Source organism: Nocardiopsis synnemataformans, assembly GCF_965343085.1.
In the GTDB taxonomy this organism is placed as follows: domain Bacteria; phylum Actinomycetota; class Actinomycetes; order Streptosporangiales; family Streptosporangiaceae; genus Nocardiopsis; species Nocardiopsis alborubida.
Genome location: NZ_CBDRFA010000094.1, coordinates 17,861 through 30,726, shown reverse-complemented (window position 1 = coordinate 30,726; position 12,866 = coordinate 17,861). Strand labels below are relative to the sequence as shown.

11 protein-coding genes and 1 pseudogene are annotated in these 12,866 nt (G+C 73.6%); 6 read left to right on the top strand and 6 right to left on the bottom strand.

The annotated features are described in order from the left end of the window. The 4 genes and pseudogenes from ACSIH6_RS34950 to ACSIH6_RS34935 form a co-directional block, all read right to left on the bottom strand. Positions 1–735 (bottom strand): annotated as a pseudogene (locus ACSIH6_RS34950) (HNH endonuclease); the annotation flags it as partial. Positions 736–1,424: 689 nt separating this feature from the next. Further along, positions 1,425–2,351 (bottom strand): oxygenase MpaB family protein, encoded by a 927-nt coding sequence (locus ACSIH6_RS34945; RefSeq protein WP_435112605.1) that lies wholly within the window; start codon positions 2,349–2,351, stop codon positions 1,425–1,427. A 221-nt stretch (positions 2,352–2,572) separates the two neighbouring features. Beyond that, the gene (locus ACSIH6_RS34940) at positions 2,573–3,274 is read right to left on the bottom strand and encodes a response regulator (RefSeq protein WP_435112604.1); all 702 of its coding nucleotides are present in this window, start codon (positions 3,272–3,274) and stop codon (positions 2,573–2,575) included. After that, entirely contained in the window at positions 3,241–4,629 is a 1,389-nt protein-coding gene (locus ACSIH6_RS34935) for a sensor histidine kinase (RefSeq protein WP_435112603.1), read from the bottom strand. Before ACSIH6_RS34935 ends, ACSIH6_RS34940 begins: the two co-directional genes overlap by 34 nt. A 192-nt stretch (positions 4,630–4,821) precedes the next feature. Here ACSIH6_RS34935 and purB point away from each other — a divergent pair, with 192 nt between their 5' ends. Continuing rightward, entirely contained in the window at positions 4,822–6,252 is a 1,431-nt protein-coding gene (gene purB, locus ACSIH6_RS34930) for an adenylosuccinate lyase (protein ID WP_435112602.1), read from the top strand. A 198-nt stretch (positions 6,253–6,450) separates the two neighbouring features. Further along, positions 6,451–6,675, top strand: a complete 225-nt coding sequence (locus tag ACSIH6_RS34925) for a histidine kinase (protein WP_435112601.1) — start codon at positions 6,451–6,453, stop codon at positions 6,673–6,675. Between the two features lie 21 nt (positions 6,676–6,696). Here ACSIH6_RS34925 and ACSIH6_RS34920 read toward each other — a convergent pair whose 3' ends face one another. Then, positions 6,697–7,656 carry a threonine ammonia-lyase gene (locus ACSIH6_RS34920; protein ID WP_435112600.1) on the bottom strand — a complete coding sequence of 320 codons (960 nt, stop codon included), beginning with the start codon at positions 7,654–7,656 and terminating at the stop codon, positions 6,697–6,699. A 124-nt stretch (positions 7,657–7,780) separates the two neighbouring features. Beyond that, complete coding sequence (locus ACSIH6_RS34915; protein ID WP_435112599.1) at positions 7,781–9,067, bottom strand: MFS transporter; 1,287 nt, start codon at positions 9,065–9,067, stop codon at positions 7,781–7,783. Positions 9,068–9,327: 260 nt separating this feature from the next. Here ACSIH6_RS34915 and ACSIH6_RS34910 point away from each other — a divergent pair, with 260 nt between their 5' ends. The 4 genes from ACSIH6_RS34910 to ACSIH6_RS34895 all read left to right on the top strand — a co-directional run bounded on the left by ACSIH6_RS34910 (position 9,328) and on the right by ACSIH6_RS34895 (position 12,676). Next, positions 9,328–10,050: a class I SAM-dependent methyltransferase gene (locus tag ACSIH6_RS34910; protein WP_435112598.1), complete on the top strand. Its 723-nt coding sequence runs from the start codon at positions 9,328–9,330 to the stop codon at positions 10,048–10,050. After that, entirely contained in the window at positions 10,047–10,838 is a 792-nt protein-coding gene (locus ACSIH6_RS34905; protein WP_435112597.1) for a Rossmann-like domain-containing protein, read from the top strand. The genes ACSIH6_RS34910 and ACSIH6_RS34905 overlap by 4 nt, the downstream gene beginning before the upstream one ends. 90 nt (positions 10,839–10,928) lie before the next feature. Further along, the gene (locus ACSIH6_RS34900; RefSeq protein ID WP_435112596.1) at positions 10,929–11,951 is read left to right on the top strand and encodes a pyridoxal-phosphate dependent enzyme; all 1,023 of its coding nucleotides are present in this window, start codon (positions 10,929–10,931) and stop codon (positions 11,949–11,951) included. Positions 11,952–12,082: 131 nt separating this feature from the next. Beyond that, on the top strand, positions 12,083–12,676 hold the full coding sequence (locus ACSIH6_RS34895) for a flavin reductase family protein (RefSeq protein ID WP_026115407.1): 594 nt from the start codon (positions 12,083–12,085) through the stop codon (positions 12,674–12,676). Positions 12,677–12,866: the final 190 nt, after the last annotated feature.

Below are 12,866 nucleotides of genomic sequence, written 5' to 3'. Positions count from 1 at the left end.
CTCGCCCTCTCCGGGCGGGGTGGTGAAGGTGTCGATGGCCGCGCGCACGATCAACGCGTCCCCGGACCCGCCCCAGGCCTGTAACTGGTAGCTGCCCTGGAACGTGTCATGGACCGCCAACCCTCGGGCCGCGTGGGCGGCCTCGTGATCGCGGTCCAGGCGGTGCGGGTCCAACCGATAAGCGACCTGGCGGGCCACCGACTGGAGTTGGTTGACCGACAACGCGGGCCGCTCTGCCTTCGCGGCCACCAACGCCGACTCAAACCCCCGCCGGTACTCCACCGCGTCAGGGAAATGCTGGGCGTCGCGGGTCTGGACGGCTTTGTCAGTGGCCTTGGCGATCGCGACCGCCTCACCCAACGCCACCGTGCCCTCGCCCACAGCCTGAACCGTGGCCGGCAACGTCTCCTCGTGCACGTGCTGGGCCAGACGGGCCAGATCCTTGGCCTGGCCGGTAGGCATCTTGCCGTGGTGGACAAGCCACTTATCCAAGGTGGAGTAGCCGCTGTAGCGAGCCACCTCACCCCGCGCGTACAGGCGCGCCATCCGCGTCAGCGCCTGATAGCGGATCCTCTCCACCTGCGCCCACAGGGCGGCGACTTCCTCAGCGGCGGCCTCGTCCGCCCCCGGCGGCACGTCGGCACCCCACGTCTGGTCGATGACCTCGCGCGCACCGGCCAGCGCGGCCACGACCGGGGAGCATTCCCCGGGGGCCACGTCGGGCGCTGCAAGCATCATCTCCATACCTCTTATTATAAGCCAACAGTCGCCATTGTGCCAGCATTCACAGCCTTGAATTCCCCGCCTTTCCGGCTCCCTTTTCAGAAGGCTTGCCCTTCATCGATAAGCCATGATTAGGGCGGGCCAAAATGTGTCCATAAATGCGCGGCCGAAATGATCGCTCGCCTTCGGTGTCATCGTCGCCCGCCCTGGCCGCAGGGGCCGGGGGCGTTGTTCGAGGCTGGAGGTTCTGCCTGCCGTTGGTGCCGACGCAGCAGAGCCCGGCCATCCCCGCACCTCGGGCGTTGGTCGCCCTCCGTCAGGCGCTCCCGCCTTTGGTGCCGCTTGTCGTCGGGCACCCTCGCCCCCACCGGACGCTGACCGTTTCCTCGCATTCCCGCGCCCTTTCGCGGCAGCGGGCGCGCTCTCGTCGCCGCCAACGACCCCCAGCAGGAATGGCGTAGGGGAGAGACCTGATGGCGGCCCCTCCCTGTCCCTCAATTCCTTGTTCTTTTCTCACTGTCGGCCGGTTGAGGGCATGCCGAAACGCACGTGGGTGGGATCCCCCCTATTTCCAGGAAACCACCCCAACCCCACCCGGGAACACCCCCAACCACCACCTGTGGAAAACGTGGCCGCCTGTGGAAAACAACGCCTACGACCCCTCAACGCCTACGACCACTGACGCAGGACACGTCATCCCATCAATGGTCTACAGGTTGCGCGAAAGCGGATGCGGGCGCCCGGAAGAGGGTGCGGGCGCGCATCGCCCGGAACCCGTTCTCGATCTCGTACCCAGCCTCCAGCAGCCGCTGCCTGGCCTCCTCGGCGCTGCGCACGGTGGACTCGTCGAAGACGAGGTTGTAGTAGCGCTCGGGCACCCGGTTGAGCACCGCCCGCAGGGTCCGCAGCGACGCGGTGGCCGCCGCGTCCCCGCCGGGCATCTCGGGCAGGACCCCGTAGGCGCGGCGCGCCCACGCGGGCAGGGTGGCGTAGGACAGCGCGCCGACCGGGAACCACAGGGGCTTGAGTGGGGCCAGCCAGGACAGGCGCTCGGGCACCTTGGGCCACAGCAGGAAGCGCACCGCCTGCCGGGCCTCGGGGGTGACGCGCAGGACCGGCCGGACCGAGGCCAGGTAGCGGCGCAGGTCGGCGACCGAGCGCGGCACGTCCTCACGCGACAGGCCCACGTAGGCGGCGGTGCGCGACTGCTCGTCGAGGTAGCGGTCCGCGTCGCGGGCGGTCAGCGCGACGCCCGCGCGCAGGGCGTTCTCCAGGTAGGAGGAGACCTCCGCGCAGTGCACCCACACCAGCAGGTCGTGCTGGTCGACCCGGTGGAGGCGGCCGCTGGCCGGGTCGGTGAAGGACAGCGCGCGGTGCACCCGGCGGATGTGCTCGCCGAGCGCGTCCGCCTCGGCGGGGCTGCCGTAGGTGGTGACGGCCACGAAGTGGGCGGTGCGCAGCAGGCGGCCGGTGGGGTCGGAGCGAAAGTCCGAGCGCTGCCACACCCCCTGCATGGCCACCGGGTGCAGGGCCTGGAGCATGAGGGCGCGCACACCCGCCACCCACATCGACCGGTCCAGGTGGATCTTCCAGGTGACGCTCTCGGGGGCGGCGACGGTCGGCTGCATCCGGTCTCCTACGGGCTGCGGGGGGAGTTCGCACCGTGACGGCTCTGCCCCTCCACGATAGGCCCGGTGCTCCCCCGCCTCCCGGCGGGTCCGTGGCGCGGCCGGTCCGTACCGGACCCCGATGGGCCGCGCGCGCTCGGGGGAGCGTGGACGCTGGGGACGGCAGGAGGCACCGAGCACGACGGGAAGCGACGAAGACGGCCGAATCCCCGCGCTCAGGCTCAGGAGGGGCGGCCGCGCAGGTAGGCCAGGACCGCCTGGACGCGGCGGTGCACGCCGTCGTCCTGGGGCAGGTCGAGCTTGGCCAGGATGTTGCCCACGTGCTTGCCGACGGCGGCGTCGCTGACCACCAGCTGGCGGGCGATCGCCCCGTTGGAGCGGCCCTCGGCCATCAGGGCGAGGACCTCGTGCTCGCGGGGGGTCAGGCGCTCCAGCGGGTCGGCACGGCGGCGCAGCAGCTGGCGGACCACCTCGGGGTCGACGAAGGTCGCGCCGTCCACCACCCGGCGCAGCACGGAGGCGAACTCGCGGACGTCGCCCACCCTCTGCTTGAGCAGGTAGCCCACGCCCTGGCCGTTCCCGGAGTCGAGCAGGTCGGTGGCGTAGCTCAGCTCCACGTACTGGCTCAGCGCGACCACCGCCAGGCCGGGGCGCTCGCGGCGCAGCCGGACGGCGGCACGCAGCCCCTCGTCGGTGAAGTCGGGCGGCATGCGGATGTCGGTGACCACGAGGCCGGGCTCGTGCTCGGCGACGGCCGACACCAGCGCCTCGGCGTCGCCCACCGAGGCCACGACGGGGAAGCCGAAGCGCTCCAGGATTCCGGACAGGCCCTCTCTGAGCAGAACGCCGTCCTCGGCCAGGACGGTGGGGACCGAGGGCGCGTCGGGGATCACGCCAGCGGTGTCGGGAGAACGGGACCGCACGGAAGCTCCACTCGGATTCGGGTAGGTCCGCCCTCGGGGCTGGACAGCTCCATTGTGCCGCCCATGACGGCGACGCGGTCCTTGAGACCGGTGAGCCCGGACCCGCGGGCGGGGTCGGCGCCGCCCGCGCCGTAGTCCGTGACCTCGACCACCAGGGTGTCGGACCGGCCCGGTGCGCCGGGGGCCGTGCTGGCGTGCACGGCGGCGGCGTTGGCCTCGGTGTGCTTGCAGACGTTGGTGAGGGCCTCGGCGACCACGAAGTAGGCGGTGCCCTCCACGTGGGCGGGCAGGCGTCCGCCGAGCCGCGCGTGCACCGTCACGGGCACGGGGCAGCGGTCGGCCAGTTCCTCCAGGGCGGCGGACAGGCCCCGGTCGGTGAGGACCCGGGGATGGATGCCGCGCACCAGCTCGCGCAGCTCGGTGATGAGTTCGTCGGCCTTGGTCTGGGCGGCGACCACGCGCTGGTCGGCCTCGCTGCCCTCCTCCAGGCCCAGGCGGGCCACGCCCAGGTCCATGGACAGGGCGACGAGTCGCTGCTGGGCGCCGTCGTGCAGGTCGCGCTCGATGCGGCGGCGCTCGTACTCGAAGGCGCTGACCAGGCGGGCCCGCGATTCGGTGACCTGGTTGAGTTCGGCGTGCAGGACCCCCTTGGGCGGGCCGACGAGCAGGGTGCGGGCCAGCAGGGAGTGCAGGCACGCCAGTGCCGCGGACACGTAGAGCAGGACGACCAGCAGCGGCGGGGCCAGGAGGGTGTAGGGCGCCGCCTCGGCGCTGGAGGTGAGCGTCACGGGGCCGAGGTCGACGACGGAGCCGGGAACGTCGTCGAGGAGGAACGGTCCGGACACCAGGATGATCACGAGCATCAGGAGGAAGCCCGTGAGCATGCCGGTGGCCCCGGCCAGGGGGAGCATCAGCCCCGCGTAGACCACCTCCCGCCAGGTGGCGGCCTCGGTGTAGCGGGTGCGCACCCACCCCCACAGTCCGGGGACCGGCTCGCGGTGCCCGCTCTCCCGGGGGCCGCCCCCGACCAGTCCCAGGCGCCAGCGCTCCAGCGCGCCCAGGGGGATGGCGACCAGCGGGCCGAGCAGGAACGTGAACACCAGGCACAGGACCAGCACCAGCACGATCTCGACGTAGTCGGCGGACGCCTCGATCCCTCCGGTCCACGCCATGAACAGCGCCAACCAGGGGGCAAGGACGGGAGAGGCGACGAAGAACAGGGCGAAGGCCACCAGGGTGGTGCTGCCGCTGTAGGCGAGGCCCCGCCAGGGCCATGAGGTGAGCAGGAAACGCCGTGTCCCGAGCGCCTGGAACAGGGCGCGCGGTGCGCTTGGGGACTCCGCGGGAGTGGTCATGGTCCAACGTTAGGCAGGCCCGGCCCAGGCGGGAATCGGCCGTGCCACCGGGCCGGGGGTGGGGCTGGCCCTACCCTCAGGGCAGCCGGGACCCCTGCGCGGAGGGCCCGGGGAAGGGCCCGGGGAGGGCCCTGGCCTTCGGGGGGAGTGGCCGCGCGTGCGCCGCAGCTCAGGACGATAGGGTCGGACGACGTGAGTGCGAAACCGCTGATCCCTGATGTCCTGGCTGCCCGCTACGCGTCCGCGGAGCTGACCCGGCTGTGGTCCCCCGAGTACAAGGTGGTCGCCGAGCGGCGGCTGTGGCTGGCCGTGCTGCGCGCCCAGGCACGTCTGGGCGTGGACGTCCCCGCCGGTGTGGTCGAGGACTACGAGAAGGTCCTGGAGCAGGTGGACCTGGCCTCCATCGCCGAGCGCGAGCGGGTCACCCGCCACGACGTGAAGGCCCGCATCGAGGAGTTCAACGCCCTCGCCGGGCACGAGCACGTGCACAAGGGCATGACCTCGCGCGACCTGACCGAGAACGTCGAGCAGCTCCAGGTGCGCGACAGCCTGCTGCTGGCGCGTGACCGGGTGGTGGCGCTGCTGGCCCGGTTGGGGAGGCTGTCGGCCGAGTACGGCGGGACGGTGATGGCGGGCCGCTCCCACAACGTGGCGGCGCAGGCCACGACGCTCGGCAAGCGGTTCGCGTCGATCGCCGACGAGGTGCTGGTCGCCCACGGGCGGCTGGAGGAGCTCATCTCCCGCTACCCGCTGCGCGGGATCAAGGGCCCGGTGGGCACCGCGCAGGACATGCTGGACCTGCTGGGCGGGGACCGCGCCGCGCTCACCGCGCTGGAGGACGAGGTGGCCTCCCACCTCGGGTTCGAGCGGCGGTTCACCAGCGTGGGCCAGGTCTACCCGCGCTCACTGGACTTCGAGGTGCTGACCGCGCTGGTGCAGCTGGCCGCCGGTCCCTCGTCGCTGGCCAAGACCATCCGCCTGATGGCCGGGCACGAGCTGGTCACCGAGGGGTTCGCCGAGGGCCAGGTGGGCTCCTCGGCCATGCCGCACAAGATGAACACGCGTTCCTGCGAGCGGGTCAACGGGCTGACCGTGGTTCTGCGCGGATACGCGTCCATGGCCGGTGAGCTGGCCGGGGACCAGTGGAACGAGGGCGACGTGTCCTGCTCGGTGGTGCGCCGGGTGGCCCTGCCGGACGCGTTCTTCGCCTTCGACGGGCTGGTCGAGACGATGCTGACGGTGCTGGACGAGTTCGGCGCCTTCCCCGCGGTGGTCTCCGCCGAGCTCGACCGCTACCTGCCGTTCCTGGCCACGACCAAGATGCTCATGGCCGCGGTGCGCGCCGGGGTGGGCCGCGAGACCGCCCACGAGCTGATCAAGGAGCACGCCGTGGGCTCGGCCCTGGCCATGCGCCAGGAGGGCGTGGGCAACCGGTTGCTGGACCGCCTGGCCGAGGACGGGCGCTTCCCGCTGGACCGCGCGGAGCTGGACGCGCTGCTGGCCGACCGGATCACCTTCACCGGTGCCGCCGCCGACCAGGTGGCCGCCGTGGTGGGGCGGATCGACCAGATCGTGGCCGCGCGTCCGGAGGCGGCCGCCTACTCCCCCGGTTCGATCCTGTAGGGGCTTCGGGCCTGTGTGGCAGGGGCTCGGGACGGTGCCGCGACGCCGTTCCGAGCCCCTCGTCGTGTGCGCGTGCGGGCGGACGTGTGGCGACGCGTGTATGACGCAGTTCACTGTCGCCAGCGATCGGTCCGAAAGTTAACGCCTATTACGGTTGTGCTGTCGGCACGCCCAACCCCCGATCCCCTCGGAGCACCCATGATCGACCCCGAATCCTTCGGTACCGCGCTGTGGACCGTGCTGATCGTCGCCGCGGTCGTCATCGCCTTCGGGCTGGCCGCCCTGTCGGACATGGCCATGCGCCGCCGCGAGGACCGTGCCGCGCGCGCCGCCGGGCGCCGCGATCCCGTCACGGCGCGGACGGGCGAGCGGGACCGGGTGAACGGGAGCGGGCCCGCCGGAGGCGGGGGCTCCCGCGCCTGAGACCTGCTCCGCTCGCGCCGCTCACGCCACCAGACGGGCGAACAGCTCCGGGTCCGCGTTGCCCCCCGAGACGACCGCGACCGTCTCCTGCGGGCGGCCGGGCGCGGTGGGCACACGGCCCGCCAGGATCGCGGCGGCGGCCAGGGCCCCACTGGGTTCGGCGACCAGGCGCGCCCCGTGGGCGAGGGCCGCGACGGCGCGGGCGATCTCCTCCTCCGTCACGGTGACGACCTCGTCCAGGCGGGCGCGCAGGTGGGCGAAGGTCAGCTCGGACAGGCACACGCGCACCCCGTCGGCCATGGTGCGGTGGGTGCGCTCGGGCGACCAGGTGACCAGGCTCCCCGCGCGCAGGCTCTCGGCGGCGTCGGCGGCCAGTTCGGGCTCCACCCCCACGACGCGGACGCGGCGCGAACCTCCGGCGGCCAGCGCGGCGGTGGCCACCCCCGAGGCCAGTCCGCCTCCGCCGACGGGCACGACGATGGTCGCGACCTCGGGCGACTGCTCCAGGATCTCCAGGCCGACGGTGCCCTGTCCCGCGATGACGTGCGGGTCGTCGAAGGGCGGGACGAGGGCGAGCGCCTCCTCGTCCCGGAGCCGCCGGGCGGTGGCCTCCCGCTGCTGGGGGGCGACCATGACGATGCGGGCGCCGAGGGTGCGCATGCGGTCGACCTTCACCTCGGGTGCGCCCTCGGGGACGACGACGGTGCAGGGCACCCCGTGCCGGGCGGCGGCGTGGGCGAGTGCCTGGCCGTGGTTGCCCGAGGAGTGGGTCACCACGCCGCTCCGGCGCTGGGCGGGGTCGAGCAGGGCGACGGCGTTGGTGGCGCCGCGGAGCTTGAAGGCCCCGGTGGGCTGGAGGCTCTCGGGCTTGAGCAGGAACGGCGGCCCCCCGGCGGGGCCCGCCGTCAGCGGGGTGCGCACCACCTCCCCGTGCAGGCGCTCCCGCGCGGCGCGGACGTCCTCCACCGTGATCAGTTCCATGCGCCCTCTATGCCCGGTGCCCGGTCCCGCCACTCGTCCGGGCCGGTGGCGAACCCGGCCGAGCAGGACGCCGACGCGGTTCCGGCGGAGGGTGCTCACGCCGCCGGGTCCTCCCCCGCCGGTGTCAGGCCGTGCGCGGGACCCTCCGGCCCCCCATGGCGAAGTGGCGAGCGCCGGGGGCGAGCGCCGCGACTCCCGGGGCCAGGAAGCAGAGGGCGGCGCACACGGCGAGGACCGCCTCCGCACCGAAGGCCTGGGTCGCCGGGGCGATCAGCGCGAGTCCGACCGGGGCCAGGCCGTAGGAGAAGAGGAAGTCCAGGGAGGAGACGCGGGCGAGCTTGTCGGGCGCGACCTCGCGCTGGGCGGCGGTGAACCACGGGACGTTGAACAGTTCGATCCCGACTCCGGCCAGGGCGTAGGCGGCGAACACCGTCCACGGGCCCACGGGGAGGAGCAGGCTCAGCGGCGCGAGGCCGTACAGGGCCAGGCCCGCCAGCGCGACCCACCCCTGGGAGGAGGGGCGCCAGCGCCCGATCAGCAGCGCCCCGGCCAGGGCTCCCCCGGTGTAGGCGGTCAGCGCGCCCGCCAGCACCGCCTCGGTGCCGTACGTGTCGCGGCTGACCACGGGGAGCAGGACGCCCGTGGCGGAGTACCCGGTGGCGATCACCGCCGTCAGCGCGCCCAGCCCCGCGAGGAACCACGTGTGGCGCCGGGCCTCGCGCAGCCCGTCGCGGAAGTCGGCGACCAGCGAGGGGCCGCGCGCGGGCACCGTCCGCGCGGCGTCGCCTCCGAGCGGCGCAGGCGCGGCCCGGCCCCTGGGCGGCGCCAGGGCGGCGACCGCCCACAGCGCGGCGGTGACCAGGAGGAGGGCGTCCACGCCCAGGACCGTGGAGAGCAGCGCCGTCGCCCCCGGGGCGACCAGGGTGGTGACCCGCACGGAGATGGTGAGCGCCGCGTTGGCGCGCTGGCGCCGCGGCTCGTCCACGACCTCGGCGGTCAGCGCCTGGAAGGCGGGTCTACAGGCTCCCTGGCCCGCACCCACGGCCGCCGCGGCGACGGCCGCGAGCGCGAGGGCGCCGGTCGCCACCCCTGCGGCGACCAGCGGCGTGGCCGCCGCCGCGAGGATTCCGGCCCACAGCACCACCGCGCGGCGGGAGAGCCGGTCGGCCAGCAGGCCGCCGAGCGGCAGCGCGAGGAGGAACCCGCCGGTACGGGTGGCCAGGAGGAGGCCGAGCCCCATGGCGGTGAGCGATCCGTCCAGGACGGCCAGGCCGAGGATGAACGGCATGGCCCACGTGGCCAGCCCCGAGGCGGTGCTTCCCGACCACAGGCGGAGGAAGGCGGGATCCGAGAGCACGTGCGCGCGCGGTGGGGCCGTGGGCCCGGCGCCGGTCTGCTGGGTGTGGGCCACGTCTTTCCACGTCCTCTCCACAAGTGGTCACCGGCAGGGCGCGCTGACGCCGCCCTCGCCTGGGCGTGTCCGCCGGAGGGCCCGCCCCGCCCCGTGGCGGGCGGTGTCCACCGAACACGCCTCGGGGACGCGAACTCCGACCCCGCTAATGACAATGGTTATCGTTTTATCTACAATAGCGCGCGGACTCCGGTACTCAGAACGTCCGGCGCTCCCCGTTGGTGTCCCGTGTTACTCCCGACCCCCTTGGAAGGACGACCGTGGACCGCTCCCTCGTGGACCAACTGCCCCCACCGCTGCCCGCCGAACAGATCCTCGCCGTCAACCCGCCGAGAAAGGACCTGCACACCACCCGCTCCTACACGTGGAACGGATGGGAGTTCGAGGTACCGCCCGGCGTCTTCCTCCCCGGCGGGACCAGCAGGATGGTCCACCAGCGCATCCTGGCGGACGACATCGACGTGCGCGGACGGCGCTACGCCGCCATGGGTGTGGGCCTGGGCGTGGAGGCCGTCGCCGCCGGAGCCCGCGGCGCCAGCCGGGTCCACGCCGCCGACGTCCACGGCCCCAGCGTCGAGGCCGCCGCCCGCAACTTCGCGCGCCTGCTCCAGGGGCGCACCGCCACCGAACTCGTCCCGGTGACCGGTGACATGTTCGCGGGCTTTCCGGACGGGACCAGGGTCGACGTGGTCACCTTCAACCCGCCCGCGGTCAGCCAGGCGGTCAGCACCGACCCCGACGTCGTGCGCAACGTGTGCGTGGGCGCGCCGGTCACGGAGAAGTTCTTCACCCAGCTGGCCGAGCGCCCGCTCCTGGCCCCCGGCGCGGAGGTCTTCCTCATCGCCTCCAACACCGCCGACCTGCGCCGCATCGTCGGGCACGCGGAGGCCACCGGCTTCCGGGCCGAGGTGCACCACCGGCACGACTGGGGCGACGGGGTCCTGACCTACCTGTTCCGCTTCCGGGAGGAGACCGCGAGATGACCCTCGACGACCTCCTCCGCGACGCCGCCGACCGGGTCGGCGACACCGTGGCCACCAGCGTCTTCTGGCTCCACCACGGCACCCGCCTGGCCGGGGGCGACACCACCTACCTCAACCACTACGTCGCCGTCCGCGTCGGCGGGGCCTTCGGGGCCTGCGCCTTCGAGGACGGGCAGATCGCGCCGGACCTGTGCCGCGAGGCCTCGGGAGCCCCCCTGGCCGAACTGCTCACGCGGGGCCCCCTCCCCCTGCGGGTGGCCGCCCTGGACGCCCACCTCGCCCACACCGCGCCGCACCGCGAGGACCCCCGGGCCGAGCCGGTCACCCTGCCGGCCGGAACGCCCGAACAGCGCGCGGAGGCCCGGGACGCCGCCGTCGCCTCCCTCGTCCCCATCACCGAGGGCGCGCGGATCGCGCTGATCGGCGTCGTCAACCCCCTCGTGGCCGCCATCCGCGAACGCGGCGGCGAATGCCTGCCCTGCGACCTCAACCTGCGTACCACCCGGTGGGGCGACCCCGTCTCGGAGTCCATGGAGGAGGTGGTCGACGCGGCCGACGCCGTCGTGGCCACCGGCATGACCCTCGGCAACGGCACCTTCGACCCGCTCCTGGCACGGTGCCGGGAGCGCGGCGTCCCCCTGTACGTCTACGCCCAGAGCGCGAGCGCGGTGGCACGCGCCTTCCTCGGCCACGGAGTCGACGGAGTCTCCGCCGAGCCCTTCCCCTTCTCCCAGTTCAGCGCCGACCCCACGAGGCTCTACCGCTACCGGGCGACCCCGGCGACCTGAACACCCACGACACCTCCTCCCCGGGCGGGCGCGTGCACCGTCGCGTTCCGGTGCGCGCGTCCGCCCCAGCCACCAGTAAGGAGAACGACCGTGGACGAGCACGCCTCCGACGCGATCGGCCGCCCCGACCTCATCGACCTGGGCGGCGGACTGCTGTGCCTGCGGTTCGAGACCCTCAAGGCCCTCTCGGCCGTGGCCGCGGTCCGCCACCTCGTCGAGACCGGCGCCGTCCGCCCCGGCGACACCGTGGTGGACAGCTCCAGCGGCGTCTACGCACACGCGCTGGCGCTGGCCTGCCACCGGTACGGACTGCGCTGTCACATCATCGGTTCCACCACCGTGGACCACACCCTGCGCGTACAGCTGGAGGTCCTGGGCGTGCGTCTGGAGCAGATGGAGCCCAGCGACGACCTGCGTCTGGACCAGAGCCGCCGGGTGCGCCGCGTCCGGGAGGTCCTGGCCGCCCACCCGGACCACCACTGGATGCGCCAGTACCACGACCCCGTCCACTACCTGGGCTACCGCGAGGTCGCCGAGATGATCCGCCGGGAGACGGCGGGCGCGGACCTCACGCTCGTGGGGGGTGTGGGAACCGGCGTGTCCACCGGCGCGCTGGGCACCTACCTGCGCGAGGCCGACCCGGAAACCCGCCTGGTGGGGGTGCAGCCGTTCGGAAGCGTCACCTTCGCCAGCGACGGCGTGCCCGACCGGGACATCATCATCGCGGGGATCGGCAGCGCCATCCCCTTCGGCAACGTCGACCACACCCTCTACGACACCGTGCACTGGACGGGTTTCACGGCGGCCCTGGCCGGGACGGTCGACCTGCTCCGGCGGCACGCCGTGTTCGCGGGGCTCTCCAGCGGCGCCGCCTACCTGGCCGCCCGGTGGGAACTGGGGCTCTCTCCCGGCCGGACCGTGGTGTTCGTCGCGGCGGACACCGGCCACCGCTACACCGAGTCGGTGTTCTCCCGCCACCGGGAGGCCGAGGCGGTGGAGGACCTCAAGCCGCTGGACGTCACCGGCACCTCCGAACTGCGCCTGCCCTGGGCGCGCATGGAGTGGCGCCGGGCCGGGGCGCCGCGACAGGCGGAGTTCGACCGCACGGCGTGAGCCGGACGCGCGGGCGCGGACCGGTGGTGGTCCGCGACCGCGCGGCGGGGGCGCCGTGTTCGGGGACTCGCACCCGGAGCGCGGCCCGGATGGTGCGGCCCGCTCACCCCGAGGCGGGATAATCGATGCCGATGCGTACCGAATGGACACCGGATGATCTGCCCGGACGAGCGTTCTACCAGCTGATGACGGCCGTGATCCTGCCGCGCCCGATCGCGTGGGTCTCCACCACGTCCGCGGCGGGCGTGGACAACCTGGCGCCGCACTCCTTCTTCACCGTCGCGTGCACCCAGCCGCCGATCGTGCAGTTCACCTCGGTGCGGCGCAAGGACTCGCTGCGCAACGCGGAGGAGACCGGCGAGTTCGTGGTCAACCTGGCCCCGGAGCCGATGCAGGAGCAGGTCAACGCCAGCGGCACCTCCTACCCGCCGGAGGTGAGCGAGTTCGAGGCGCTGGGGATCGGGCGCGAGCCCAGCGCGTCGGTGCGCCCGCCCCGGGTGGCGGGCTCCCCGGTGGCGCTGGAGTGCGTGCTGCACTCGACGGTGGGCCTGGGCGACTCGACGGTGGTGTTCGGCCGGGTGGTGCGGGCGGCCGTGGACGAGTCGGTGCTGGTGGATGGACACCCCGAGGCGACCCTGCTGCGCCCGCTGGCGCGGCTGGGCCGCAACGAGTGGTCCACGCTGGGCGAGGTGCGGGCCGTCGACCGGATCCCGTACCGGCCCTGACTGGCGGCTGCCACCGGCGGACCCGGCCTGCGGCGGCGGCCGCCGCCGTCCACCAGCGGCCCCGACCCGAGTGGAGCCCGCCCCTGTTCGGCAGGGGTCCGCCCGGACCGGCGCACCCGAGCCGTGAAAGGTCCGGACCGGCACGGACCCGCCCCCTTCCCGGAAGGTTCGGGCACGCTCGCCCGCCTGC

Bases quoted from the DNA above. Each gene is read 5' to 3' on its own strand.
- ACSIH6_RS34925 (WP_435112601.1), top strand. From the start codon at position 6,451: ATGATCGACCCCGAATCCTTCGGTACCGCGCTGTGGACCGTGCTGATC.
- ACSIH6_RS34920 (WP_435112600.1), bottom strand. From the start codon at position 7,656: ATGGAACTGATCACGGTGGAGGACGTCCGCGCCGCGCGGGAGCGCCTG.
- ACSIH6_RS34945 (WP_435112605.1), bottom strand. From the start codon at position 2,351: ATGCAGCCGACCGTCGCCGCCCCCGAGAGCGTCACCTGGAAGATCCAC.
- ACSIH6_RS34895 (WP_026115407.1), top strand. From the start codon at position 12,083: ATGCGTACCGAATGGACACCGGATGATCTGCCCGGACGAGCGTTCTAC.
- ACSIH6_RS34935 (WP_435112603.1), bottom strand. From the start codon at position 4,629: ATGACCACTCCCGCGGAGTCCCCAAGCGCACCGCGCGCCCTGTTCCAG.
- ACSIH6_RS34905 (WP_435112597.1), top strand. From the start codon at position 10,047: ATGACCCTCGACGACCTCCTCCGCGACGCCGCCGACCGGGTCGGCGAC.